Annotated in this window: 21 protein-coding genes; 16 read left to right on the top strand and 5 right to left on the bottom strand. The window is 57.0% G+C overall.

Going from position 1 to position 25,198, the window contains the following annotated elements:
* Positions 1-89 precede the first annotated feature (89 nt).
* From purL to AC2FJE_RS01525, 3 genes are all read right to left on the bottom strand, one after another.
* Complete coding sequence (purL, locus tag AC2FJE_RS01535) at positions 90-2,249, bottom strand: phosphoribosylformylglycinamidine synthase subunit PurL (RefSeq protein ID WP_496753915.1); 2,160 nt, start codon at positions 2,247-2,249, stop codon at positions 90-92.
* A 189-nt stretch (positions 2,250-2,438) separates the two neighbouring features.
* A complete protein-coding gene (locus tag AC2FJE_RS01530; protein ID WP_496760526.1) occupies positions 2,439-4,688 on the bottom strand; it encodes a mechanosensitive ion channel family protein in 2,250 nt (749 codons plus the stop codon).
* Between the two features lie 277 nt (positions 4,689-4,965).
* Positions 4,966-5,871, bottom strand: a complete 906-nt coding sequence (locus AC2FJE_RS01525) for a LysR family transcriptional regulator (protein WP_058271530.1) — start codon at positions 5,869-5,871, stop codon at positions 4,966-4,968.
* Between the two features lie 171 nt (positions 5,872-6,042).
* On the opposite strand from AC2FJE_RS01525, the gene AC2FJE_RS01520 reads away from it, so the two are divergent.
* The 10 genes from AC2FJE_RS01520 to AC2FJE_RS01475 all read left to right on the top strand — a co-directional run bounded on the left by AC2FJE_RS01520 (position 6,043) and on the right by AC2FJE_RS01475 (position 17,464).
* Positions 6,043-9,462 (top strand): indolepyruvate ferredoxin oxidoreductase family protein, encoded by a 3,420-nt coding sequence (locus tag AC2FJE_RS01520; RefSeq protein WP_496760524.1) that lies wholly within the window; start codon positions 6,043-6,045, stop codon positions 9,460-9,462.
* An 80-nt stretch (positions 9,463-9,542) separates the two neighbouring features.
* Entirely contained in the window at positions 9,543-10,421 is an 879-nt protein-coding gene (locus AC2FJE_RS01515; RefSeq protein ID WP_496760522.1) for a lysophospholipid acyltransferase family protein, read from the top strand.
* A gap of 8 nt (positions 10,422-10,429) precedes the next feature.
* The gene (gene murI, locus AC2FJE_RS01510; RefSeq protein WP_496704275.1) at positions 10,430-11,239 is read left to right on the top strand and encodes a glutamate racemase; all 810 of its coding nucleotides are present in this window, start codon (positions 10,430-10,432) and stop codon (positions 11,237-11,239) included.
* A gap of 94 nt (positions 11,240-11,333) precedes the next feature.
* On the top strand, positions 11,334-12,362 hold the full coding sequence (gene argC, locus AC2FJE_RS01505; RefSeq protein WP_496760520.1) for an N-acetyl-gamma-glutamyl-phosphate reductase: 1,029 nt from the start codon (positions 11,334-11,336) through the stop codon (positions 12,360-12,362).
* A 7-nt stretch (positions 12,363-12,369) separates the two neighbouring features.
* Positions 12,370-12,816, top strand: a complete 447-nt coding sequence (gene ccmE, locus AC2FJE_RS01500) for a cytochrome c maturation protein CcmE (RefSeq protein WP_108858699.1) — start codon at positions 12,370-12,372, stop codon at positions 12,814-12,816.
* 124 nt (positions 12,817-12,940) lie between these two features.
* The gene (locus AC2FJE_RS01495) at positions 12,941-13,552 is read left to right on the top strand and encodes a holin-associated N-acetylmuramidase (protein WP_496760518.1); all 612 of its coding nucleotides are present in this window, start codon (positions 12,941-12,943) and stop codon (positions 13,550-13,552) included.
* Positions 13,543-14,121 (top strand): holin family protein, encoded by a 579-nt coding sequence (locus AC2FJE_RS01490; RefSeq protein WP_496760516.1) that lies wholly within the window; start codon positions 13,543-13,545, stop codon positions 14,119-14,121. The genes AC2FJE_RS01495 and AC2FJE_RS01490 overlap by 10 nt, the downstream gene beginning before the upstream one ends.
* 74 nt (positions 14,122-14,195) lie before the next feature.
* Positions 14,196-16,160 (top strand): heme lyase CcmF/NrfE family subunit, encoded by a 1,965-nt coding sequence (locus tag AC2FJE_RS01485; RefSeq protein ID WP_108859081.1) that lies wholly within the window; start codon positions 14,196-14,198, stop codon positions 16,158-16,160.
* Positions 16,157-16,612, top strand: coding sequence for a cytochrome c-type biogenesis protein (locus AC2FJE_RS01480; protein WP_058271538.1), 456 nt, complete (start codon positions 16,157-16,159; stop codon positions 16,610-16,612). The genes AC2FJE_RS01485 and AC2FJE_RS01480 overlap by 4 nt, the downstream gene beginning before the upstream one ends.
* 75 nt (positions 16,613-16,687) lie before the next feature.
* The gene (locus AC2FJE_RS01475) at positions 16,688-17,464 is read left to right on the top strand and encodes an enoyl-CoA hydratase-related protein (RefSeq protein ID WP_282118504.1); all 777 of its coding nucleotides are present in this window, start codon (positions 16,688-16,690) and stop codon (positions 17,462-17,464) included.
* Between the two features lie 5 nt (positions 17,465-17,469).
* Here AC2FJE_RS01475 and bmt read toward each other — a convergent pair whose 3' ends face one another.
* On the bottom strand, positions 17,470-18,486 hold the full coding sequence (bmt, locus tag AC2FJE_RS01470) for a betaine--homocysteine S-methyltransferase (RefSeq protein WP_282118503.1): 1,017 nt from the start codon (positions 18,484-18,486) through the stop codon (positions 17,470-17,472).
* A gap of 117 nt (positions 18,487-18,603) precedes the next feature.
* Complete coding sequence (locus tag AC2FJE_RS01465; protein ID WP_058271541.1) at positions 18,604-18,921, bottom strand: DUF1476 domain-containing protein; 318 nt, start codon at positions 18,919-18,921, stop codon at positions 18,604-18,606.
* Between the two features lie 187 nt (positions 18,922-19,108).
* Here AC2FJE_RS01465 and purC point away from each other — a divergent pair, with 187 nt between their 5' ends.
* The 6 genes from purC to AC2FJE_RS01435 all read left to right on the top strand — a co-directional run bounded on the left by purC (position 19,109) and on the right by AC2FJE_RS01435 (position 24,874).
* The gene (purC, locus tag AC2FJE_RS01460) at positions 19,109-19,864 is read left to right on the top strand and encodes a phosphoribosylaminoimidazolesuccinocarboxamide synthase (protein ID WP_058271542.1); all 756 of its coding nucleotides are present in this window, start codon (positions 19,109-19,111) and stop codon (positions 19,862-19,864) included.
* 138 nt (positions 19,865-20,002) lie between these two features.
* A complete protein-coding gene (locus AC2FJE_RS01455) occupies positions 20,003-20,671 on the top strand; it encodes a MarC family protein (RefSeq protein WP_282168365.1) in 669 nt (222 codons plus the stop codon).
* Positions 20,672-20,789: 118 nt separating this feature from the next.
* Positions 20,790-21,020, top strand: coding sequence for a phosphoribosylformylglycinamidine synthase subunit PurS (gene purS / locus AC2FJE_RS01450; RefSeq protein ID WP_058271544.1), 231 nt, complete (start codon positions 20,790-20,792; stop codon positions 21,018-21,020).
* 23 nt (positions 21,021-21,043) lie between these two features.
* Positions 21,044-21,712, top strand: a complete 669-nt coding sequence (gene purQ, locus AC2FJE_RS01445; RefSeq protein WP_113790693.1) for a phosphoribosylformylglycinamidine synthase subunit PurQ — start codon at positions 21,044-21,046, stop codon at positions 21,710-21,712.
* A gap of 36 nt (positions 21,713-21,748) precedes the next feature.
* Positions 21,749-23,527, top strand: coding sequence for a sensor histidine kinase (locus tag AC2FJE_RS01440; protein ID WP_109311570.1), 1,779 nt, complete (start codon positions 21,749-21,751; stop codon positions 23,525-23,527).
* 12 nt (positions 23,528-23,539) lie between these two features.
* On the top strand, positions 23,540-24,874 hold the full coding sequence (locus AC2FJE_RS01435) for a sigma-54-dependent transcriptional regulator (protein WP_108858689.1): 1,335 nt from the start codon (positions 23,540-23,542) through the stop codon (positions 24,872-24,874).
* Positions 24,875-25,198 lie beyond the last annotated feature (324 nt).

Raw genomic sequence — 25,198 nt, 5'->3', positions numbered from 1 at the left:
GGGCGTGCAAGGGGAGGATAGAGGCCTTGAAACGACAAAACCTGCGCCGGGACAGGCGCAGGTTTCATGTTGCAAAGATTGCTTTGGTATTAGGCGACGGCTTCAGCAAAGCTGGTGCGGAACGTGGTAGCCAAATCCTCTAACGCGGCCTCAGAGTTGCCAACCCGAATGCTGTCGCCAGTGAACCGTCCTACGGACACCAGAGGGACGCCTGCCTGACCAGCAGCGATCATCAGTGCTTCGGCCTGATCAAAGTTGCACGCGACCAGATAGCGGGCCTGGTCTTCGCCGAACAGGAACTCGGTCGTGGCTTCATCGAGGTGAACGCCGACGCCTGCGGATTCCGCCAGCTCAAATGCTGCCAGCGCCAGACCACCGTCACCCAGATCGGTGCAGGCCTTGATCATCTCACGGTTGGCACGGATAAACTCGCCATTGCGTTTTTCGGCATCCAGATCGACATGCGGCGCGTCGCCGTCTTCGCGGTTGAACACTTCAGCAAGCAGAGCGGACTGCCCAAGATGGCCGTTGGTTTCGCCGATCACCAGAGCAACATGGCCCTCTCGGACCTCATTACCGATGATCTCGTTCGTGTGAGTCAGCAAGCCTACGGCGCCAATGGTCGGGGTCGGCAGGATCGCCTGTCCATCGGTTTCGTTATACAATGAGACGTTGCCTGATACGATAGGCATATCCAGCGCGGCTACGGCTTCGCCGATGCCCTGGATCGCGCCGACGAACTGGCCCATGATCTCGGGCTTTTCGGGATTGCCGAAGTTCAGGTTATCGGTGGTCGCCAATGGATTGGCTCCAACGGCGGTCAGGTTGCGGTAGGCCTCGGCCACAGCCTGCTTGCCGCCCTCAACAGGGTTGGCGCGGACATAGCGTGGGGTTACGTCGCTGGTGAAGGCAAGTGCCTTGTTAGTGCCGTGCACGCGGACCATGCCTGCGCCCAGACCCGGCGTGCGGGCGGTGTCGGCCATGACCATGGTGTCGTACTGCTCATAAACCCACTGCTTGCCTGCATAGTTCGGCGAAGCGAGCAAGGCGCGCAGACCGTCGATCGGGTCGATTTGCGGGACTTCAGCCAGTTCTTCGGCTTCTGGCGTGGCTTCCCAAGGGCGGTCGTATTCCGGTGCCGTCGAGGACAGCTTGGACAGGACCAGATCGGCTTTGACTTCGCCGTTGTGAAGGATCAGGAAGCGGTCTTCGGCGATGGTTTCGCCGACGATGGCGAAGTCCAGGTCCCATTTTTCGAAGACGGCGCGGGCTTCGGCTTCAAGCTCGGGCTTGAGGACCATCAGCATGCGTTCTTGTGATTCAGACAGCATCATCTCATAGGCTGTCATATCTTCTTCGCGCTGAGGAACGTTTTCCAGATCCAGACGCACACCCAGACCACCCTTGTCGCCCATTTCAACGGCGGAACAGGTCAGACCCGCTGCACCCATATCCTGGATCGAAATCACGGCACCAGTCTGCATCAGCTCAAGCGTGGCCTCCATCAGGCGCTTTTCGGTGAACGGGTCACCCACCTGAACAGTGGGGCGCTTTTCTTCGATGGTGTCGTCGAACTCGGCCGATGCCATGGTTGCGCCGCCAACGCCGTCACGTCCGGTTTTTGCACCCAGATACACAACGGGCATACCGACGCCAGAGGCCGCCGAATAGAAAATCTTGTCGCTGTCGGCCAGACCTGCAGCAAAGGCGTTCACAAGGCAGTTGCCGTTGTAGGCGGGATGGAACCGAACTTCGCCACCCACGCAAGGGACACCAAAGCAGTTGCCGTAACCGCCAATGCCTTCGACCACACCGTTGACCAGCTGGCGGGTCTTGTGGTGGCCGGGCTCACCAAACGACAACGCGTTCATCGACGCGATGGGACGCGCGCCCATGGTGAAGACGTCACGCAGAATGCCGCCAACACCTGTGGCCGCACCCTGATAGGGTTCGATATACGAGGGGTGGTTGTGGCTTTCCATCTTGAACACCACCGCCTGACCGTCGCCGATATCCACAACGCCGGCGTTTTCACCTGGCCCGCAGATCACCTGAGGCCCAGAGGTGGGCAGGGTACGCAGCCATTTCTTGGACGATTTGTAAGAACAGTGTTCGTTCCACATGGCCGAAAAGATGCCGAGTTCGGTAAAAGTCGGCTCGCGCCCGATGATCCCGAGGATCATATCATATTCGTCGGGCTTCAGCCCGTGTGCGGCAATCAGATCCGGGGTGATGGCGGGCTCTTGCATCGTGTGTCCTTGTCCAGGTTGGCCGGGATTGCGGGCCTTTTAGGGCAAGGTGCCGCTTGTGGAAAGGGTCAAGTCAGCGCAGGCCAATTGTGAAAGAAAAAAACGGAACCGGCGATTGGGCCGGTTCCGTCTGTTGTTTGGACCTTGCGGGTGTCATCCGCTGACTTATCAGCGGATGATCCGATGTCGTTAAGCTGGGTTCTGCGCCTTTCTGGACGCATCCGCAGCCGCAGCGCCAACTGCTGCTTTTTGTTCTTCGGTCAGGTTTTCAGCTTCGTCCAGTCCCGGGATAGCGACACGAACTTCGCGACGGGCAAAGTCGATGCCGTTTTCCTTGAAGGCAGCCTTAACCCGGTTGAAGATCTCTTTGCGCAGGGTGAACTGCTTGCCCGGTTTGGCCATGAACTTGCCGCGGATGATCATGCCGACATCGTCAAAGTCGAACACGCCCTGAGATTTGAAGGGCTGCAAGAAGCCGTCCTTGTGAACTTCGTCCTCCATCATCTCGGCACCGATCTTCTTGAAGATTTTCTTCACCTTGTTCGGGTCTGTATCGAAGGGCACGGTGAATTTCAGCTTCATGATGACCCAGTCGCGGCTGAAGTTGGTGATCTTCTGAATCTCACCATATGGGATGGTATGAACCAGGCCGCGGTGGTGGCGCAGTTGCATGGAGCGGATCGAGATCTTTTCTACCGTTCCCATGGTGCCGCCGATATCGACATATTCACCAACCCGGAACGCATCGTCGATTAGGAAGAAGATCCCGCCGACAATGTCCGAAACCAGCTTTTGCGCACCAAAGCCGATGGCCAGGCCAAGAATACCGGCACCAGCCAGAAGCGGCGTGATATCCAGACCCAGCGCGCCAAGCGCGAGCAGGACAAAGATAACCGCAATCGCGACCTGAGCGGTCACGCGCAGCAGGGGCAGAACCGTCGCCAGACGTGATCCGCCAGAACCGCCGCCTTCGCCCGCTTCCTGATCGGGGCTTTCTTCAGCCGCAGTTTGTTCCTTGGCCAGCCGCCGGTTGATCCACAGCGAAACGACTTCGTTCAGGATGTAGCCAACAGCAATAATGATGAAGAACTGTATTAGCTTGCTGCCAGACTCATCTCCACCGCCCGCGATTTCACTGAGGTCGAGATCCCAAGCCCGGGCGATCATCAGGATGACAAGAATACCAGCCAAAACCCTACCGATGCGAATATAGCTGCGTTTGGTAGACTTGTATGCGCGCTCGGCCACCGGCCCTCCGCCCAGCATCGGCGGTTGAAGATGGCGAACCAGCCCACGTATCAGCGTATCCAAGGCAGGTGCGATCAGCAACCAAGCCATGGTGGTGAAATGCGCCCCCTTGACCAGCAGCGCCAAGGACGAAGGATTGCGTTGCGCTACGATAAACTCGACCAGCAGCCAGATTACCGCCGACACGCCGATTGCGAAGTAGGGGTAGTAGTGGGCGACTTCCTCATCAAATTTGGAGTGATCAGGGTCGGTACCCAACATCATCTGAGACAGGCCTTCGCGCGCGGTCCAGGCGATGACGCCGATATAGATATGGATCGCTGCGTTCAGCCAGAAACCAATGCGTGTTTCGCCGCCGGTAATGCCGTTCAGCCTGTTGAAATGAAGCAGGAACAGCGTGAAACCGACCAAAATAAGCAGACCGATCAGGTTGCGGTGTAGGTATTTCGCCCAGTGATCATCAATGTTTACCAGCCGGTAGTGTGGTTTGCTTGGTGCAAGTACGAACCGCGAGGCCGCTGCGCCCAAGCGCGGAATCCAGATCAGGTAGAAAACGAACGGTGCCGCGTAGGTGATTTGTTCCGGAGTCAGAAGCCCGCGCCCGACCGCGCGGATGACGACATAGAACACGACCAATCCTGCGATCTCGCGGCAAAAACGGCGAAACAGGTACCTGACGGCGCCCCAAAGGTCATTTTCATCCCCAACCTCAGCATGTTCGTGCCACCGCCGAGTAAGGAATTCGAACAGCTTTTCTGCGAGGAAGCCGACGACAAGTACGCTGAGGATTAGGCCCAACAGGGTAAACGCGCCGGTTGTACCAAAGGTTGCCGAAAAGTTTTTGAAAGCGTCGGCTTGCGCGCTGAAGATGTTCGGGACCGTGACGATAACCTGAGTCCACGACGCCACCATCTCGGCCCAGATCTCATTGATTTCCGTGATTGGGTCTTCGCGCTCTTCCGCTTCGGCGGCGTTTTTTTCCGCGACCGCGTCCAGACGCTCCAGCAAAATCGCGCGAACCTGGTCGTCGGACATACGTGCGACCATGTCATCGACTTGTTCGGGCGTCAGATCCTCGGGAATTGTGACGTTAGTTGGTGCACTAGGGGTACTAGTGACCTGGGCAAGTGTTGGCCCAGATAATAGCGCAATGGAGAAGAACGCCATTAACAGGCGAGTGAGGTGAAACATCGAATCTGTCCTCGACCATAAGTCTTGATGATTTTTTCGTGATCATAGGCTTAAGTGCAGGATTTTCCCAGATGTTTCACCCATTTCAGATATGAATTTAGTGTTGCGGGCAAAAAAAAGGCCGAGCACTAAGCTCGGCCGTAGTCCAACAGGGAGGTGAAGATGATGAGCGTTACAGCATCACCGCCTTCGATTGCTCATTTAGGGGGCGGTTTGTGTACTATCAAGGTTTTATAGACTGATCGCAGATCATTGCCGCTATGCTACTGGTGCATAGCTACAGTTTTCCCATCTGCTTCAACTGCTTGCGCTGCGCAATGATCTCATCCTGAACAAAATCGCGGAATGCCGCGACGCGTTTGGAATGGCGCAGTTCCTCGGGGTAGGCGAGATAAACCGGGACATCGGCGGTTTCGATATCCGACAGGATCGACTGCAGATGCGGAAAGTCATGGGTCACGTAATCCGGCAACACGCCGATGCCGAGGTTGTGTAAAACACCCTGCAAAACGCCGAAATAGTTGTTCACCGTCAACAGAGAGGTCGGATTGTAGGTCATCAGGTGCCGGACCATCATAGCGCTTGCGCCGACCTGCGGGGCCGAGGGTGTCTGGCAGATCAACCTGTGTTTCGAGATGTCTTCGGGACTTTCCGGGCTGCCGCGTTCTTCCAGGTATTCCGGCGTAGCGTAAAGCTGCATTTGCACGGTCATCAGGCGTTTTCGCACCAGATCGGCCTGGCTGGGCTCTTTCATGCGGATGGCAACATCAGCCTCGCGCATCGGCAGGTCGAGAACACGCTCCTCCAGCATCAAGTCGATGTTCAGATCGGGGTATTGCTCGTACAGTTTTGGTAGGCGCGGCGCCAGCCACAGTGTACCGAAGCCAAACGTGGTGGTGACGCGCAGAACTCCGAACACTTCTTCTTCGCTGTCGCGAATGCGGGCAGCGGCAGCATCCAGGCGTTTCGACATGGCCGATGTCGCGTCAAACAGCAACTCACCCTGTTCGGTTAGAATCAGGCCGCGGGCGTGGCGGTGAAAAAGTGTCGAATCAAGCGATTCTTCAAGCGCGCGGATCTGCCGGCTGACCGCGGATTGGGACAGATTCAGCTTGTCCCCTGCATGAGTCAGGCTGCCCGCATCCGCAACCGCGTGAAATATCCTTAACTTGTCCCAATCCATCGCCGCAACTTTCGTTATCCTTCCGAAGCCCTATATGAAATAGGTAACAAGTTCTACATTCAAACTGTTGAAACGTTACAATAACAGACTGGTAGGTCCTATACAGGTCAGCTTTTTTGACCTAAAATGCGTATGAATGAAGCACACTGATCTGACGAGGGGAGGCGTCCGATGAGTCAGCCACAAATATCGCTAAACGACCGGTTCGATCTTGAGAAAAACCCCGTTCTTTTGAACGGCACACAGGCGCTGGTGCGTCTTATGCTGATGCAGAAGGCACGGGACAATGAGGCGGGCCTGAATACCGCAGGTCTTGTGACCGGATACCGCGGCTCGCCCCTTGGGGCTGTAGATCAACAGATGATACGAGCCCAGAAACATCTGACTGAAAGCGATGTGACCTTTCAGTTCGGGCTGAACGAAGATCTGGCGGCCACGGCATTGTGGGGCAGTCAGCAGGCCGGCCTGCGCGGCGACGGCAAGTTCGACGGCGTTTTTGGTCTTTGGTACGGCAAGGGGCCGGGTGTGGACCGTTCCGGCGACGTGATGCGTCACGCGAACATGGCTGGAACCGCCAAGCATGGCGGCGTTCTGATGGCAATGGGCGATGACCATACCGGCGAAAGCTCGACCGTTTTGCATCAATCCGAATGGTCTTTGGTCGACATGTACATGCCTGTGGTTAGCCCCGCTGGTGTGCAGGAAATCTTGGACTATGGCATCTACGGGTTCGCACTCAGCCGGTTTGCAGGCGTCTGGGTCGGCCTGAAGACGATGAAAGACACGATTGAGGTTACTTCGGTTGTGGATGGCAGTCCGGATCGCATGAATGTGGTAGTTCCCGAATTCGACATGCCCGAAGGCGGTTTGAACATTCGGTTGGGTGATACACCGCACCTTCAGGAAGCACGGGTCATCGACTATAAGCGCTTCGCGGCCGAGACGTTCTCGCGTGCGAACAAGATGGACAAGCGTGTCTGGGGCAAGCCGGGTGCGAAAATCGGGTTTGTAGCGGCCGGCAAGAACTGGCTGGACCTGACGCACGCCATGTCACTGCTGAATATCGATGAGGCCGAGGCCGGGCGCCTGGGCATTACGACTTACAAGATTGGTCAGACATTCCCGCTGGATATGGCAGGCTTCCATGACTGGGCCGAGGGTTTGGACCTGATTGTAATCGTTGAAGAAAAACGAAAGCTGATCGAGGTTCAGGTTAAAGAGGCCATCTTTGACGACCGCCGCGGGCGTCGCGTCTACGGCTGGTACAAGGGCGGGGCCGGGACCTTGCATCGGGAAGAACTGTTCCCGACACGCGGCGCACTGGACCCAATCATGATCGCCGAAAAGCTGGGCGATATCCTGATCGAGGAAGGGCGCGATACAGATGGGGTGCGCGCGGGGATGGCCAAACTCTCGGAAGCGCGCCGGGCGGATAACGCGGAAGAAATTGCAACGCGTCTGCCGTATTTCTGTTCAGGCTGCCCACATAACAGTTCGACCAAACTGCCCGACGGCAGCCGGGCTTATGCGGGGATCGGCTGTCACTACATGGTGCAGTGGATGGATCGGGAAACCACCGGGTTCACCCAGATGGGCGGAGAAGGTGCAAACTGGATCGGCGAAGCGCCGTTCTCGACGACCAATCACGTGTTTCAGAACCTGGGCGACGGGACATACAACCACTCGGGCGTTCAATCGATCCGAGCGGCGCTGTCGGCAGGCACCAACATCACCTTCAAAATCCTGTTCAATGATGCCGTCGCCATGACGGGCGGACAGGACAACGAAGGAGACCTAAGCGCAGAGCGGATCGTGGCCGAGGTCAAGGCGATGGGCGTTCAGCATGTGGCCGTGGTTTACGACGAAAAAGAAGATGTGAACTTCAAGGCGATGCCGTCCGGCGTGGAAACCTTTGAGCGCGCCGAACTGATGAACGTGCAGAAGAAATTCCGCGAGATCGAAGGCGTTTCGGTCATCGTCTATGTTCAGACCTGTGCGGCAGAAAAGCGTCGCCGACGCAAGCGGGGTACGTTCCCGGATCCAGACAAGCGCGTGTTCATCAACTCGGACATTTGCGAAGGATGCGGCGATTGCGGGGTTCAGTCGAACTGCGTCTCGATCGTTCCGAAAGAGACTGAACTTGGGCGTAAGCGCGCTATCGACCAATCTAGCTGCAACAAGGATTTCTCTTGTCTGAAAGGGTTTTGCCCGTCTTTCGTGACTTTGGAAGGGGCAAAGATCCGCAAAGAAGCCACGACCGAGATCGATTTGCCGGACTTGCCGATGCCCGTTCTGCCGACGATCAACGGTACACATAACGTGGTCATTACCGGTATTGGCGGGACCGGAGTGGTCACTCTGGGCGCTGTGATGGCGCAAGCGGCTCAGATCGACGGCAAGGGCGCCGGGATGATGGAGATGGCGGGTCTGGCCCAAAAAGGTGGCGCAGTGCACATCCACTGCCGTCTGGCCAACCGACCCGAAGATATCAGCGCCATTCGTGTGGCTACCGGCGAGGCGCATGCGCTGATCGGGGGCGACCTTGTTGTGTCCGCTGGGGCCAAAACCCTGGGTCTGACCCGCATGGGTCAAACCGGTGCCGTGGTTAACAGCCATGAAACCGTCACGGGCGACTTTACCCGCGACACAAACTTTCAGATCCCCGGTGATCGACTAGAGCTTGCGCTGCAAGCACGGCTGAAAGAGGGCCTGTCGCTATTTGACGCCACTGATCTGGCGCGCGCGGTTATGGGCGACTCGATCTATTCGAACATGATGGTCTTGGGAGCGGCCTGGCAACGTGGTCTATTACCGATTAGCCATGAAGCGATGTTACAGGCGATCGAGTTGAACGGGACCGCGGTTGAGCGCAACAAACGCGCCTTTAATATTGGCCGTTGGGCCGTTCTGCATCCGCAGGACGTCACCGCGATTTTGAGCCCTCAGGTGACTGAGCTGCCAAAAACTTTAGAACAGCTGATTGATTTCCGTGCGCAGCACCTGACCGACTACCAAGGCGCCCGTCTGGCAAAACGTTATCGTAAGCTTGTCGATAGCTTCGAGGATGAATCCGTCAAAGATGCCGTCGCAAGAGGGTATCATAAGCTGTTGTCCTACAAGGACGAATACGAAGTTGCGCGTCTGTTGCTGCGTAGTCGGGAACAGGCTGCGGCCGAGTTTGACGGCGACTTCAAAATGACCCTGCACCTTGCGCCACCGATTTTGGGTGGCAAGGACGCAGAGGGTCGGCCACGCAAGCGGGCATTCGGAGAGTGGATGTTGGGTCCGTTGAAGCTGCTTTCCAGGTTGAAAGGCCTGCGTGGTACTCCTCTGGACATCTTTGGCTACAGCACCGAGCGACGGATGGAGCGCGCCTTGATCCGGCAATATGAACACGATCTCAAAGAGATAGCGCCCTTGGTTACACCACAAACTCACGATGCGGTTGTCGCTTTGGCCAAGCTGCCGCTTGAGATTAAGGGCTTTGGCCCGGTTCTGCTTGAAAACGAGGCTAAGGCCGCAAAAAGGCGCGAAGAACTGTTGGCGACCATTCGAAATGGCGGTCCTGAAATGCAAGCCGCTGCTGAATAATCCGTCACAAGCCTGTCACGATAGCTAGGCAAAATTGTTACTTGGCACTATCTAGCAGGTGCCAAGTATCGGAGTTCGAAATGCCCTCGCGCCGCCATGTTGCTCGTGACATCTCTTATGCCTATTCCGCGGAAACCAAAGGCGGGCGTATGGTCATTAAGTTGATGGAGAATACAACGGGTCGCATGCGCCTGATTAAGCGTGCAGACGGGTATGAAAAAGAAGTTGCCGACGGGCGTGATTTCTGGGCGGTCATGGTTGAGAGGTACGGGCTTTCGCTGGACGTGGTCGGCGGGTCGTTGTCGAACATCCCCCGAACCGGGCCACTGATCCTGATTGCCAACCATCCCTATGGCATTTTGGACGGAATGATGATGGGTCACATTTTGTCCGAAACGCGCGGCGATTTTCGCATTCTGGCAAACCATGTGTTTCGCAAGGCTGAAGACTTGGACAACATTGTCTTGCCGATATCGTTTGAAGAAACGAAAGAGGCGATGAAGCAGAATATTGAAACGCGCAAAACCGCGCTGAACTATCTTGGTGATGGCGGTGCCATTGGGATATTCCCGGGTGGAACGGTCAGCACTGGCTTAAAACCGTTCTCTCATCCGATGGATCCGGGCTGGCGCGGGTTTACCGCAAGAATGGTGGCTAAATCCAACGCGACTGTCGTGCCGGTTTTCTTTGACGGACACACCTCGCGCTTGTTCCAGATTGCCAGCCATCTGCACAACACTTTGCGTATGGGATTGCTAATCAAAGAGTTCAAGAAACGCGTCGATACGCCGGTTAAAGTGGTCATCGGAGAGCCGATTTCCCGCGTCGTTTTGGACCCGTTATCCACTGACAAACGCAAGATGATGGATTTCTTGCGCAAAGCCACGTATGAGCTGTCCCCGAAGCCGCTGAAGTCTTATGACTATGGCTATGAATTTGAGGGACGGCATCGCGCCTGAAGGGGCAAATGGCAGTAGGCATCTTTGATTCCGGGTTGGGCGGCTTGACCGTCCTGAACGCCGCGCAGAAACGTCTGCCGGACGTGGATTTTCTGTATTTCGCGGACAGCGAACACGCGCCCTACGGCGTGCGGGACGCTGAAAACATTTACGACCTGACACGCAGGGCGGTAAACGATCTGTGGAACCGGGGCTGTGATCTTGTGATTCTCGCCTGCAATACTGCTAGTGCTGCGGCGTTACGCCGGATGCAGGAAGAGGGGGTGCCAGAAGGCAAACGCGTGCTCGGCGTCTTTGTGCCGCTGATCGAAGCACTGACGGAACGGCAGTGGGGCGACAATAGCCCGCCACGCGAGGTTGCGGTCAAGCACGTGGCCCTGTTTGCAACGCCTGCCACAGTGTCCAGTCGGGCCTTTCAGCGGGAACTGGCGTTTCGGGCCATCGGCGTGGATGTTGAAGCGCAGGCCTGTGGAGGCGTCGTAGACGCGATTGAAGACGGCGACATGATCCTGGCAGAAGCGCTGGTTCGGTCCCATGTGGACGCGCTAAGGCGCAAGATGCCGGAACCGCAAGCCGCGATTCTAGGCTGTACCCACTACCCGTTGATGGCTGAGACCTTCCAAAAGGCGCTGGGGTCGAATGTACAGGTTTACAGTCAGGGTGATCTGGTGGCCGAAAGCCTTGCGGACTACCTGCAACGGCACCCGAAAATGCAAGGAAACGGCGAGGGTGGATTTTTAACCACCGGCAAGCCCGCGTTTGTCAGTGACAGGGCGACGCAATTCCTCCGACGACAAATCACCTTCGAGGCTGCCTGACTTAGGTCAAGGACGCAGCCTGTTTGATCCCGTAGTTCAACGACCGTCACACCGGCGATCGTATCCTGTGACACACTGAAACAAGAGGTCTCACATGCCCCATAGAATCGCAATTTTGGGCGCATCTGGTTATACCGGCGCTGAACTGGTGCGGCTGATCGCTGAGCACCCGAATATGGACATCGTCGCGCTGGCAGCCGAGCGTAAGGCTGGTCAGTCGATGGCGCAGGTCTTTCCGCATCTGCGGCACATGGACTTGCCGGATCTGTGCAAAATCTCCGAGATCGACTTTTCGCAAGTCGACCTGTGTTTTTGCGCGCTGCCGCATAAAACCAGCCAAGAGGTCATTCGGGACTTGCCCAAGACCCTGAAGATCGTCGATCTGTCTGCGGATTTCAGGCTGCGCGACCCCGAAGAGTACGAGAAGTGGTACGGAAACCCGCACGTGGCAATGGAGCAGCAGGAAGAGGCGGTCTATGGCCTGACCGAGTTCTATCGGGAGGAAATCCGCAATGCGCGCCTTGTGGCCGGAACCGGCTGCAATGCGGCGACTGGTCAGTACGTGCTGCGCCCGCTGATTTCGGCCGGCGTCATTGATCTGGACGATATTGTGTTGGATCTGAAATGCGCTGTGTCCGGGGCAGGGCGGTCGCTGAAGGAAAACCTGCTGCATGCAGAGCTTAGCGAAGGTTACAACGCCTATGCGGTTGGTGGCACGCATCGACATCTGGGTGAGTTTGATCAGGAATTCTCGGCTCTGGCCGGGCGGACCGTTCATGTGCAATTCACACCACACCTGATCCCGGCCAACCGGGGTATTCTGGCAACGACTTATGTCAAGGGTGATCCGAGCAGCGTATATGAGGCGCTGGCAAAGGCTTACGTAGACGAACCCTTTATCCAGATGCTGCCCTTTGGCGAGGCACCTTCGACCCACCATGTGCGGGGATCGAACTTCTGCCATGTCGGTGTGGTGGCAGATCGGATAGAACGCCGGGCCATTGTGATTGGCGCGTTGGATAACCTGACAAAAGGTAGCAGTGGGCAAGCCTTGCAGAACGCTAACCTGATGTTAGGTGAGGATGAAACCCGGGGCCTGATGATGGCCCCCTTGTTCCCGTGAGGACGGTATGAAAACGCTCAAGAAACGTCGTCGAATTCAGGTTATTGTGCTGGCAGCTGTCGCTTTGGCGCTGTCGACGGCGTTGATTGGGTATGCCATGCGGGACGGCATCAATTTCTTCCGTTCACCCAGCCAGGTGATCGCCGAGCCCCCCAAGCCGACCGAAGTATTTCGGATTGGCGGACTGGTCGAAGAAGGCTCGATCGTGCGGGGGCAGGGCAAGACGGTACGCTTCGTCGTGACCGATGGCGGCGATAGTGTTCCCGTAGCCTTTACCGGCGTTCTGCCGGACCTGTTCACAGAAAATCAGGGAATGATCGGCACCGGATCTTACGTAAATGGCGTTTTCGAAGCCACTGAAATTCTTGCCAAACACGATGAAACCTACATGCCGAAAGAGGTCGTAGATGCCTTGAAGGAACAGGGTGTCTATAAGGAGGTCGACGGAGGCTGATCCAGGACCGAATTCTAGTTTGAAAACAAGGGCGTTGCGTGCACATGACACTCAGCGCCCTTTTTAATTGCCACGTGTTAACGAATTTACCCGAGCCTTTGCGCAATCACAGGCGGAGGGTGCGATGCAGACGGTTCGGCAAATTGCGACTGAGATCGTGGGGCGAGAGGGCGGGTTCGTAGATGACCCGGATGATCCGGGCGGCGCAACGAACTATGGTGTGACCGTTCATACCATGCGGCGTCTGGGTCTGGATTTGTCTAGTGATGGGGTGGTGGACCAAACGGATGTGCGAAGGCTCAGCAAAGCGCAGGCCGTTGATATTTTCGTCCGACATTATTTTGAGCTTCCACGCCTGAGGCTGTTGCCCAAGATGGTCCAACCCTCGGTGTTTGACATGTACGTCAATGCAGGTGCGCAGGCAGTCCGCATTCTGCAGCGATTGTTGCGCGAAATGGGATTCGACGTAGTCGTTGACGGTGTTGTCGGGCCACAGACAGCACGGGCATGCCAAAGCGCGGCCAAGTCCGACCCGGTAACGTTCGCAGATGCCTATGGGGTCGCGCGCCGCAACTATTATTTCCGTCTTGCGGACCGAAGGCCCGCGTCCCGCAAATACGCGCGTAGCAGGGCGGGCGGTAAAGGGGGCTGGATCCGACGAGCGGAAGAGTTTGTTTCGCCCTCCTATCATCTGACGGACACAGAGTTTCAAAAAAGGATTTCACGATGGGATTGATCTCGGGTATTTTGGCTTTTCTGTTTGGAAACGAGCGCAACATCATACGCGAAACTGTCGAAGTCTTTCGGGAAAATGCCGAAAGCGGCGCCGAGAGGGGTTTGCAGGTTCGACAGCAGGCCGTCAGCCAGTTCGCGGCAGAATTCCATGGCGCTGGAAAAGCTCCGTTTGATCGGTTTGTCGACGGGCTTAACCGCCTGCCGAGGCCCGCGATGGCACTGGGAACGCTTGGCCTTTTTGTTGCGGCCATGGTCGATCCGATCTGGTTTTCGGCGCGCATGCAGGGGATCGCCCTGGTGCCCGAGCCGTTGTGGTGGTTGCTGGGGGTGATTGTGTCCTTTTATTTCGGCGCGCGGCATCAGGCCAAGGTGCAAGAATTGCAACGCGAAATTTCCGCCACTATGATGCGCACTCCGCAAGTGGTTGGGAACCTAAAGGCGCTGGCGGCGATGCGTAGCGACAGCGTGGGTGTGGCCAAACCCGGCCCGGACGCGGCACTAACAGCAGACACAATAAAATCCGACGAAAACCCTGCGTTAGAGGCATGGCGGCGCAAAAGGGCCGGCTGACCCGCGACACTATGTTCGCGGCAAGAGGGCGAAAGTGATTGGTGCTTGTCACGCAACAGGATTATATCCGGGGCATGATTACAGAACTTGGCCATTTCGCCCTGATCCTCGCCTTCCTCGTCGCAATCGTGCAGTCGATCGTCCCCTTGATCGGCGCAGCCAAACGCTGGGTCGGCTGGATGGGGGTCGCGGAACCCGCGGCAATCGTCCAGTTCTTGCTGGTTTCTTTCTCGTTCGGAGCCTTGGTCTGGGCGTTCGTGACTTCGGACTTTTCCCTGCGTGTGGTCGTCGAGAACAGCCATTCGGCCAAGCCGATGCTGTACAAGATCAGCGGGACGTGGGGAAACCACGAGGGCTCGATGCTGTTGTGGGTTCTTATCGTGTCATTGTTCGGAGCGATGGCTGCGTTTTTCGGAGGTGGCTTGCCACCGACATTGAAAGCGCGGGTTTTGTCGGTTCAATCGATGATTGCGGTGGCGTTTTTTGCGTTCATCCTGTTTACCTCGAACCCCTTTGATCGGCTGATCGTCGCCCCGTTTGACGGTCGCGACCTGAACCCGTTGTTGCAGGATCCCGGCTTGGCCTTCCATCCGCCGTTCCTGTATCTGGGTTATGTGGGGCTGAGCATGGCATTCAGTTTTGCTGTGGCGGCCCTGATTGAAGGGCGCGTTGATGCCGCATGGGGCCGCTGGGTGCGTCCGTGGACCCTCGCCGCGTGGATATTCCTGACCATTGGCATCGCTCTGGGATCATGGTGGGCCTATTACGAGCTGGGTTGGGGTGGTTTCTGGTTCTGGGACCCGGTGGAAAACGCCTCGTTCATGCCATGGCTTTTGGCCGCTGCCCTGTTGCATTCCGCCATCGTGGTTGAAAAACGCGAAGCGTTGAAAAGCTGGACCATCCTGTTGGCCATCATCGCATTTGGCTTTTCGCTGATCGGGACATTCATCGTGCGGTCGGGCTTGCTGACTTCTGTACATGCCTTTGCAAATGACCCGGAACGCGGCGTCTTTATCCTGATCATTCTGGTGCTTTTCATCGGTGGGGCACTGACCCTGTTCGCGGCCCGCGCACAAGCGATGGAGGCAAAGGGTGTGTTCAGCGTGGTCAGCCGCGAAAGCGCGTTGATTCTAAACAACATCCTGCTGGCGGTCAGCTGTTTCGTGGTATTCTTCGGAACGATGTGGCCGATGGTTGCCGAGATGGCGTTCGACCGTAAGCTCTCGGTCGGGGCGCCATTCTTCAACGCGGCCTTCACGCCCTTCATGGTGGCCTTGGGAATTGCTTTGCCGATAGGGTCCATGTTGCCATGGAAACGGGGCAAATTGGGCAAGACGGCCTATTCCCTGCGCTATGTGTTCATCTTGTCGGTCGCGTTGGCCCTGTTGGTCTGGGTTATGCAGACCGGACGCAGCGCCCTTGGGCCAATCGGACTGTTTCTAGGAGCCTGGATCACTTTAGGTGCGGCCGTTGACTTGTGGAGCCGCACTGGTCGCAAGGGCAGCATCCAACGTCTGTTCCGTTTGCCGGGCGCGGACTGGGGTAAAGCGGTGGCTCATACCGGTCTTGGCGTGACCATCTTTGCCATTGCCGGTCTGACCGCGTGGGAGGTTGAAGATATCCGCGTTGCGCAGCCCGGTCAGCCGTTTGAAGTTGGGCAGTTCACACTGACGCTTGAAAATGTCCGCGACGTGCAAGGACCGAACTATTTTTCAACCACTGCGGATGTTCAGGTTGAAAAGAGCGGTCGGTCTATGGGCACGCTGCATCCCGAGAAACGCAATTACCCCGTTGCCCGGATGCCTACTACCGAGGCGGCGATCGACTATCGCTTTTGGGGCGACCTCTATGTCGTGATAGGGGACCAGCAAGCCGATGGTGGTTGGGTCATGCGGACTTACATCAAACCTCTGGCCAACTGGATCTGGGGCGGATGTATCCTGATGGCATTGGGCGGGCTTCTGAGCTTGACTGACCGCAGGTTCCGGGTGGCAGCGGGTGCGCGCAAAGCACCCTCGGGTGGAGTACCGGCGGAATGAAGCGTCTGATCCTGATTTTCGCCCTGATCGCATCGCCCTTGTTTGCGGTGCAGCCAGACGAGGTACTGGAGGATCCGGTCCTGGAGCAACGCGCGCGTGACCTAAGCACCGGTCTGCGCTGCCTTGTCTGCCGCAATGAAAGCATCGACGAAAGCAATGCCGAACTTGCTCGCGACCTGCGCCTGCTGCTGCGCGAACGGCTGGTCGCGGGCGATACCGATGAGGAAGCGGTCGATTTTATCGTGGATCGTTACGGTGAATACGTTCTGTTAAAGCCTACGGTTACAGGGGCGAACCTGATGCTTTGGCTGGCCGGTCCGATCATGCTGTTGATCGCCGCCGTGATAGGCTGGAGTTTTTTACGCAACCGATCTCAGGCGGTGGGCACGGAAGTCAAGGACGGCCTCAGCGAAGCTGAGAAAGAACGCCTGCGCCAGATTCTTGACGACTGACCCACCGTATTTCTTTCCCTTCGTCTTGAATTGAGTCAGGGTTCCCTAATGCCGTGAGCATGGGGAGAGGACTACATGGACTATGAGGCTATACTGCTGGATATCACTGACAATCTGGCGGTGGTAACCCTGAACCGGCCCGACAAGATGAACGCGCTGACCGCACAGATGCGGGCCGAGGTCACCCATGCGATGACACATGCAGCCCGGCATGCGCGGGCAATCGTGTTGACAGGGGCAGGGGGCGCCTTCTGCTCGGGTCAGGACCTCGGCGATTCTTCCAGCACTGGCCGGATTGATCTGGAACGCACACTGCGCGACGAATACGATCCCATGCTGGAATCCATCTACAACTGTCCGGTCCCAACCATCGCAGCCGTCAATGGACCAGCAGCCGGGGCCGGGGCGAACATTGCGCTCAGCGCCGATGTGGTGATTGCGACTGAAAGCGCGTATTTCCTGCAGGCGTTTTCCCGTATCGGCCTGATGCCGGACGCGGGCGGCACATGGTTCCTGCCACGCCAGATGGGGTTCGCCAAGGCCATGGGCGCTGCGCTGTTTGCCGACAAGGTCAGTGCCAGACAGGCGGACGAATGGGGAATGATCTGGGAAGCGGTGGCTGACGACGATTTCGACGCGCATTGGCGCAAGCGAGCTGCCTATCTGGCAAACGGACCGACCACCGCGTTTGGCGCGATCAAACGGGCAATCCGCGGAACTTACGACAACACTCTGCCGCAGCAACTGGAGATGGAGGCGCATTTGCAGGGCGACTGTGGCCGTTCGCGCGACTTTGCCGAAGGGGTAGTTGCCTTCATGGAAAAACGCCCCCCGAAATTCGAGGGGCGCTGAAAGATTTAAGCGCGGCGGCGGCGGCGATTGCGCCGTTCAGGCACTGCCGCATCGTCTCCGGTACCGTCCGAAGCTGATGAGAACGGGCCTAAAGCATCCGTGATCTGATCCAGCGTCGGGCGCGTGCCGCGGCTGGTTGTATCCAGTGCCTCGCGCATTTTGCGCAGGTGATCTGGCATGGTGCCACAGCACCCGCCGATGATCGTGGCACCCGCATCCCGTGCCATCGCGGCGTACTGCCCCATCAATTCAGGCGTGCCGTCATAGTGGATATGGCCATCGACATATTTCGGGATACCCGCGTTGCCTTTGGAAATCACCGGACGTTCGGTTCCCTGAGCCGCAAATCCAAGAACCGTGCGCAGGATGTCCGACGCGCCCGTGCCGCAGTTGGCACCGAATGCAATCGGCGGATTGGGCAGGGTTTCGACCAATTGAGCCAGATCTGCGGAGGTCACACCCATCATAGTACGTCCGGCAGTGTCAAAGCTCATGGTGCCACACCAGGGCATGTCGGCCAGCGCAAAAGCTTCTGCTGCCGCTCTGAATTCTTCGGGTGCGCTGATGGTTTCGACCCATAGAACGTCCGCGCCACCTTCCTTCAGCGCTTCGGCTTGCTCGTGAAACATCTCAACAGCGCCGGCATGGGACAGGCTGCCAATAGGTTCCATGATCTCACCGGTCGGACCAACAGAGCCTGCGACAACAACGGTGCGACCAGATTTGTCCGCCACTTCACGGCCCAGTTCGGCACCGATCCGATTCAACTCACCAACCCGGTTCTGGGCGTCGTGCAATTTCAGGCGCGCGGATGTGCCGCCGAAGGTGTTGGTCAGAAACAAGTCGCTGCCGGCGTCAACCGAACCTTGGTACAAAGCGCGGATTTTATCCGGTGCTTCGACATTCCACAGCTCGGGCGCGTCACCTGATTGCAGGCCCATATTGAACAAGTTCGTGCCCGTGGCACCATCGGCCAGCAAAGCATCATTTGTTTCCAGAAGTTTATTGAGCGCATTTGTCATGGGGGTATTCCCAAATAGCCGAATGGGGCCGTTAAAAATAGAGACGCCCCGTGTCTCATGACCGGGGCATCAAATCAAATTCATAAAACTCATGAAGATCATGAGCCGAGTGTTTTTTTATTCGGTTTCGCTCAGGACCTGCGCTTTGGCTTGGGGCAAAAGCTCGGCCATTTTTGCGCGGATTTCCTCATCGGACGACAGCGCGCCCAAATCACCGGCGACTTTGCGCACGACATCTTCGTGCCCGGCCTCTTCGAAATCGGCGATTACTACGGTTTTGGCATAGGCTTCGGCGTCCTCGCCGGACTTGCCCATCTTTTCTGCGGCCCAGAGGCCCAGCAATCTGTTGCAGCGCGCCTGTGCTTTGAACTGCATTTCTTCGTCATGAGCGAATTTTGCTTCAAAAGCGTTTTCGCGTTCGTCAAAAGTGGTCATTGTTTGTGGACCTCATAGCTTACATCTTCTTAATTGATGATATGACTATAGCTGAGCGCCTGTGCAAGGGAATTGCGCTGCGTCAAAGCCTCTCGGTCCGCTGAACTTGCGGGAAAGGGGGGCTTGGACTATGAGGGCGCCAACGCGAAGGGACTCATTCCCTCGCCCCGGACTGGAAAGGTCGCTCATGGCGCGTCGCAAAAAGATCTACGAAGGTAAGGCCAAAATTCTGTATGAAGGCCCAGAGCCTGGCACCATTGTGCAGTACTTCAAGGATGATGCCACCGCGTTTAATGCGGAAAAGAAAGATGTCATCGACGGTAAGGGCGTGCTGAACAACCGCCTGAGCGAGTTCTTCATGACCGGCCTCAACCAGATTGGCGTTCCGACCCATTTCATCCGTCGCCTGAACATGCGTGAGCAATTGGTGCGCAATTGCGAGATTGTTCCGCTTGAAATCATAGTTCGCAACTATGCCGCGGGAACAATGTCGAAACGTTTGGGCATTGCCGAAGGTACGCAACTGCCGCGCCCAATTGTCGAATATTGCTATAAAGACGACGCGTTGGGTGATCCGCTGGTTACTGAGGAACACATCGCCGCCTTTGGCTGGGCCAGCCAACAGGACATGGACGATATCCTGAGCCTCGCGCTGCGCGTCAATGATTTTATGAGCGGCATGATGCTGGCTGTCGGCATTCGTCTGGTCGATTTCAAGATCGAGATTGGCCGTGTTTATGACGGGGATTTCCAGCGTTTGATCGTGGCCGATGAAATCAGCCCCGACAGTTGCCGTCTGTGGGATATCGAAACCGGTCAAAAACTGGACAAAGACGTATTCCGCCGCGATCTGGGCAGTCTGACGGACGCGTATTCCGAAGTCGCACGCCGGCTGGGCGTTTTGCCGAAAAGTAACGTCGCTAAGCCTACGCTGATCAACTGATCACACAGGCGAACCGCATATTGTTAAAAGCACCGCTTTACCCAAAGCGGTGCTTTTTTCTTTGTATCTAGCGGTTTGACAGGGTTACCGGTTGTCCGGCATTGTCGGGCAAATACGAAAACGAGGGTGGCGCTATACATGGCCGAATTGTTTGATCAGGCAGTTTTTCTAAAATTCCTTGCAGCCCTTCTGGCTATTTTCAACCCGCTCTACGGAATCCCGATTTTTCTTAGCATGACGAAAGGATATTCGGCCCCCGAACGCCGGCGGGTAGCGTTTATCGTGACGGGGACAGTGATCATAGTCGGCCTGATAGCGGTTGTGATCGGAGAAGAGATCCTGGCTGTGTTCGGGATCGACATACCTTCGTTCCGTATTGCCGGGGGGCTAATCATCTTCGGAATTGGTATGTCGATGCTGAACGCTTCGGACAGGTCACAAGGGGATCAGCAAGCTGTAGAGGATGGGCATAGGAAAAAAGAAAACATCGCCGTTGTACCGCTTGCTATTCCGTTGACTATCGGGCCTGGCACTATTGCGATAACAATCGTTTACTCTCATACGCTTAGCGATGGTGCCGAAGTAGTAACCCTTGGAACGGCAATCGTGATCGCCTGTTTGATCGTTGGCCTTGGCTTGTTGTTCGCCGATCCGATCTCGCGCCTATTGGGTATGACGATGATTAATGTCATCACCCGGGTCATGGCTCTCATACTTGTGGCGGTCGCAATCGAGATGGTTTTGACAGGCACGTTCAATGCAATCGACGCGCACTATCCCGGTTTGAATTCCGGTGGTGGCGGGTAGCGGGTGTAAGTGCGGTCATCTGCCCACCTCAAGAAGGGTTGTCGAACGCCTTCCAGCGCGTTATCCCCCGCGCAACGGAACGGGCCGACAACATCGGCCCTCAGCTGGAGTTGCGCGAATGAAAGCACGTGTGCATGTAATGCTCAAGAACGGGGTCCTCGACCCGCAGGGTGAGGCGGTGCGTCACGCATTGGGTGCCATGGGCTTTGATCAGGTCGAAGGTGTGCGGCAGGGCAAGGTGATCGACCTTGAGCTGGCCGAAGGCGCGACCGAGGCGGACATCACCGAGATGTGCGAAAAGCTGTTGGCCAACACGGTCATCGAACGCTACGAAGTCGAACTGGTCTGAACCTTATCCCCGGAGGCCCCGCCATGCGCGCAGCTGTCATCGTATTCCCAGGGTCCAATTGTGATCGGGATCTTGCCGTCGCTTTCGAACAGGCTGGTTTTCAGGTCGATATGGTCTGGCACAAGGACGCCGCGCTGCCCGAAGGTGTGGATATCGTCGGTGTTCCGGGTGGCTTTTCCTACGGCGACTACCTGCGCTGCGGTGCCATCGCCGCACAGTCGCCGATCTGCAAGGCCGTGGTCGATCATACAAAACGTGGCGGTTATGCCGTTGGTGTTTGCAATGGGTTTCAGATCCTGACAGAAACCGGCATCCTGCCGGGTGCGTTGCTGCGAAATGCCGGTCTGAAATACATCTGCCGCACGGTTGGCCTGAAGGTGGAAACCAGCGACAGTGCCTTCACCGAAGGTTACAATGCGGGCGATGTGATCGGTATTCCGATCGCGCACCATGATGGTAACTATTTTGCGGATGACGCCACACTGGCCAAACTGCAGGATCAGGATCGGGTCGCGTTCACCTATACCGAGAATCCGAACGGCTCGGTCGGAGATATTGCCGGTATCCTGTCTGAAAACCGTCGGGTGCTGGGAATGATGCCACACCCTGAACGTGCGGCAGACGACGGCCATGGCGGAACGGACGGAACGGCATTGTTCCGCGCATTGTCTGGCGTTCTTGCTCCGGCGTGACTTGAGCTTACGATCCAGCCCGCGTAACTTTCCGGGATGAGTTCCGAAGTTCGCTCTGGCTGGTCCTTTCTGACAAAACCGTTTCGTGGTGCGCCATTGGGTTGGCGGCTGCGCTTGGCGGTTATCTTTCTTTTGATCGCAACGGTTACCACGGTTTATGTAACCAACCGTCTACTGACGGACCGGTTTACCGAATCCACACGAAACCGGGCCGAAGTGCGACTGGCGCTGTATTCAGGCAACTTGCTGAGCGAACTGCGCCGAAATGCAATTGTTCCGCAGCTTTTAGCGCGCGACCCCACATTGATTTCCGCGCTGCAGTCCAGTGATTATTCGCTGTCCACCCAGCGTTTGATCTCGTTTGTTGAAGAGATCGGCGCGGCCTCGCTGATGTTGCTGGACGGTGATGGCCGTACTGTTGCGGCCACTGATCGCGCGCGTTTGGGAGAGCCACACCGGAGTTCGCCGTATTTCATTGATGCGGTGCGGGCGAATTCGACAATATTCACGGTAATTGAAAAAGATTCGGGCGGCTACAGCTTTGTCTATTCAAGACGAATGGAGGCGAACGCCGAGGTTCTCGGCGTTATCGTGGTCGAAGTTGACCTGCAGAAATTCGAGCGCGCCTGGGCAGGTATTTCCGACGCTGTGATGGTGACGGACAGCACCGGGACGATCATTCTGTCGACTGAACCGCAATGGCGCGGGCTTGAAGAAAACGCCGCATTGCTGCGCCAGCCGGCGCAAGGTGCTATCCAGCGTGCAATTCGTGCCACGACCGACTGGACCGCCTTGCCGCCAGACGCCTACCTGCAGGGCGAGGCAGTGATGCGGATGGAAACGCGCATCCCGTTTCGCGGTTGGAAAATGACCTCGTTCACCACCTACGAGTCGATTCGGGAAAAAGTGAACAGTGTTATCGCGCTTGAGATCATGGGTTTTGCGATTCTTCTGGCCTTGGCCTTCTACGCGCTTAGCCGCCGAGCCACGTTCCGCATGGCGTTGTTCCAACGCGAGTCGGCAGAGCTTCGCGCATTGAACTCAAGGCTAAAGCGGGAAATTGCTGAGCGGGAACGGGTTGAAAAAACACTGGAAGTTGCCGAACAGACGCTGGCGCAAAGCTCGAAACTGGCCGCTTTGGGCGAGATGTCGGCGGCCGTGAGCCATGAGCTAAATCAACCTCTGGCTGCAATGAAAACCTACCTGGCTGGCGCACGTCTTTTGCTGCGTCGGAACCGGCCGGAAGAGGCGCTGGCAAGCTTTGGTCGGATCGATGGTTTGATCGAAAGGATGGGGGCGATTACCCGTCAGCTCAAATCCTATGCGCGGAAGGGTGCGGATACGTTTTCCCCAGTAAACCTTAGTGAAGCGCTGGCAGCGTCCCTCTCCATGATGGAGCCGCAGCTGCGCCAGCGTCACGTCAAGATCACCCAGATACTGCCCGATGAACCGGTGTCTGTGATGGGGGACCGGATGCGGATCGAGCAGGTGATGGTGAACCTCTTGCGCAATGCTCTGGACGCCACCAAATCAGTATCCGAACCGGATGTCGAAATCATACTGGCAGCGGGCGATACGGCGGTGCTGACAGTGCGCGACAACGGCTATGGAATCGAGAACATCGAAAACCTGTTCGAACCGTTCTATACTACGAAACAGCCCGGCGACGGGGTCGGTCTGGGGCTTGCCATCTCATCCGGGATCGTAAACGACCATGGTGGACGGCTGACAGCACGAAACAGCCCGCAAGGCGGGGCCGTGTTCGAGATGCAGTTGCCGATACTGGGAAGCGACGGCCTTGAGGCCGCGGAATAACGAGGAATGACTATGGCACAGGCCATGAAGATCGCCATTGTGGATGACGAACAGGACATGCGCCAGTCGATCAGCCAATGGCTGGCACTGTCGGGATATGACACGGAAACCTTCGCCAGCGCAGAGGACGCGCTGAAAGTGTTGGGACCGGAATATCCGGGTATCGTGATCTCGGATATCAAAATGCCGGGCATGGACGGCATTCAGCTCCTGAAAAAGCTGATGGGGGCTGACAGCACGTTGCCGGTCATCATGATCACTGGCCATGGCGATGTGCCAATGGCAGTGGAAGCGATGCGCGTAGGGGCGTTTGATTTCCTTGAAAAGCCTTTTAACCCTGATCGCATGTCGGAACTGGCCAAACGCGCCAGCAACGCGCGCCGACTGACCTTGGACAACCGTGCCCTGCGGCGCGAACTGTCAGGTGGAACCCAGATCATGAACAAACTGATCGGGGCCAGCCCGGTCATGGAGCGTCTGCGCGAAGATATCCTCGATCTGGGCCAGGCCGATGGCCATGTACTGATCGATGGTGAGACCGGCACCGGTAAGACACTCGTGGCTCACGCGTTGCACGCGGTTGGCAGCCGCGCTGGCAAGAAGTTTGTACTGGTGTCCTGTGCAGCGCTTGAGGAAGAGGCGCTGTCGAAACGCCTGTTTGGCCCAATGATGCCGGAAGATGCGCAGTTGCCTGCGATCGAAGAGGCGCGGGGCGGTACACTTGTGCTGGAAGACGTGGAAGCACTGAGCGATACGCTGCAGGCCCGCCTGTTGAGCGTGATGAATGATCAGGGCACTCCGGCTGAAACGCGGATCATTGCGATTTCCAACCTTCAGGAAGCAGGAAAGACCAGCGAAGACGTTCTGCGTCCGGACCTGTTCTATCGCCTGGCGGCGCTGCGGATCACGATGCCGCCATTGCGTCAGCGTGGCGAGGACATCCTGACGCTGTTCACCCGTCTGAGCGAGCAGTTTTCTGAAGAGTACGGCTGCGAAGCGCCGCAGGTGAGTGCCCAAGAGGCAGCGCAGCTGTTACAGGCGCCATGGCCGGGAAATGTGCGGCAGTTGATCAACATCGCGGAACGGGCTGTTCTTCAATCGCGGCGTGGGTCGGGGACGATTGCGTCGTTGTTGATGTCCGATCACGAAGAAATGCAGCCGGTCATGACGACCGAAGGCAAACCGCTTAAGGAGTATGTCGAGGCGTTCGAACGGATGCTGATCGACAATACAATGCGGCGGCACAAGGGATCGATTGCGTCTGTGATGGACGAACTTTGCCTGCCACGCCGGACCTTGAACGAGAAAATGGCGAAATACGGGCTGCAGCGCTCGGACTATTTGTGAGAAAGAGAGGGGGCTAGCCCCCTCTTGAGCCTGCGGCTCAAATTACCCCCGGGATATTTCTGGCCAGATGAAGTGATCCCGGGGCTTTGTATTGTTCTTCTCGCAGTTTGCCCATTGTGTTTTCCACAGGACTGCTTTTATTGTATCTGGACGGGCAGGGCTAATTTGCGCCCAAAAGTCCCGAATCTTTGAGTTTCGCTGCTCTGCCGTTGATGGTGATCAATCCCGCAAGGCAAAGCAGACCGATTATGCCCCATAGGGGCAGATGAACGCCTGAGCCCGCATCAGCGGGCGAAAGGAATAAATGGGCAGGCGGCGGTTAGA

It is taken from the genome of Ruegeria sp. CDSC002 (genome assembly GCF_059610905.1).
Note: the sequence above shows the minus strand (reverse complement) of the source record. Positions and strands in the feature narration are given on the sequence as shown.

Bases quoted from the DNA above. Each gene is read 5' to 3' on its own strand.
- AC2FJE_RS01495 (WP_496760518.1), top strand. From the start codon at position 12,941: ATGCAGACGGTTCGGCAAATTGCGACTGAGATCGTGGGGCGAGAGGGC.
- AC2FJE_RS01515 (WP_496760522.1), top strand. From the start codon at position 9,543: ATGCCCTCGCGCCGCCATGTTGCTCGTGACATCTCTTATGCCTATTCC.
- AC2FJE_RS01480 (WP_058271538.1), top strand. From the start codon at position 16,157: ATGAAGCGTCTGATCCTGATTTTCGCCCTGATCGCATCGCCCTTGTTT.
- AC2FJE_RS01520 (WP_496760524.1), top strand. From the start codon at position 6,043: ATGAGTCAGCCACAAATATCGCTAAACGACCGGTTCGATCTTGAGAAA.
- purL (WP_496753915.1), bottom strand. From the start codon at position 2,249: ATGCAAGAGCCCGCCATCACCCCGGATCTGATTGCCGCACACGGGCTG.
- purQ (WP_113790693.1), top strand. From the start codon at position 21,044: ATGCGCGCAGCTGTCATCGTATTCCCAGGGTCCAATTGTGATCGGGAT.
- bmt (WP_282118503.1), bottom strand. From the start codon at position 18,486: ATGACAAATGCGCTCAATAAACTTCTGGAAACAAATGATGCTTTGCTG.
- argC (WP_496760520.1), top strand. From the start codon at position 11,334: ATGCCCCATAGAATCGCAATTTTGGGCGCATCTGGTTATACCGGCGCT.
- AC2FJE_RS01465 (WP_058271541.1), bottom strand. From the start codon at position 18,921: ATGACCACTTTTGACGAACGCGAAAACGCTTTTGAAGCAAAATTCGCT.
- AC2FJE_RS01435 (WP_108858689.1), top strand. From the start codon at position 23,540: ATGGCACAGGCCATGAAGATCGCCATTGTGGATGACGAACAGGACATG.
- AC2FJE_RS01475 (WP_282118504.1), top strand. From the start codon at position 16,688: ATGGACTATGAGGCTATACTGCTGGATATCACTGACAATCTGGCGGTG.
- AC2FJE_RS01455 (WP_282168365.1), top strand. From the start codon at position 20,003: ATGGCCGAATTGTTTGATCAGGCAGTTTTTCTAAAATTCCTTGCAGCC.
- AC2FJE_RS01485 (WP_108859081.1), top strand. From the start codon at position 14,196: ATGATTACAGAACTTGGCCATTTCGCCCTGATCCTCGCCTTCCTCGTC.
- AC2FJE_RS01525 (WP_058271530.1), bottom strand. From the start codon at position 5,871: ATGGATTGGGACAAGTTAAGGATATTTCACGCGGTTGCGGATGCGGGC.
- AC2FJE_RS01490 (WP_496760516.1), top strand. From the start codon at position 13,543: ATGGGATTGATCTCGGGTATTTTGGCTTTTCTGTTTGGAAACGAGCGC.
- AC2FJE_RS01440 (WP_109311570.1), top strand. From the start codon at position 21,749: ATGAGTTCCGAAGTTCGCTCTGGCTGGTCCTTTCTGACAAAACCGTTT.
- AC2FJE_RS01530 (WP_496760526.1), bottom strand. From the start codon at position 4,688: ATGTTTCACCTCACTCGCCTGTTAATGGCGTTCTTCTCCATTGCGCTA.
- ccmE (WP_108858699.1), top strand. From the start codon at position 12,370: ATGAAAACGCTCAAGAAACGTCGTCGAATTCAGGTTATTGTGCTGGCA.
- purS (WP_058271544.1), top strand. From the start codon at position 20,790: ATGAAAGCACGTGTGCATGTAATGCTCAAGAACGGGGTCCTCGACCCG.
- murI (WP_496704275.1), top strand. From the start codon at position 10,430: ATGGCAGTAGGCATCTTTGATTCCGGGTTGGGCGGCTTGACCGTCCTG.
- purC (WP_058271542.1), top strand. From the start codon at position 19,109: ATGGCGCGTCGCAAAAAGATCTACGAAGGTAAGGCCAAAATTCTGTAT.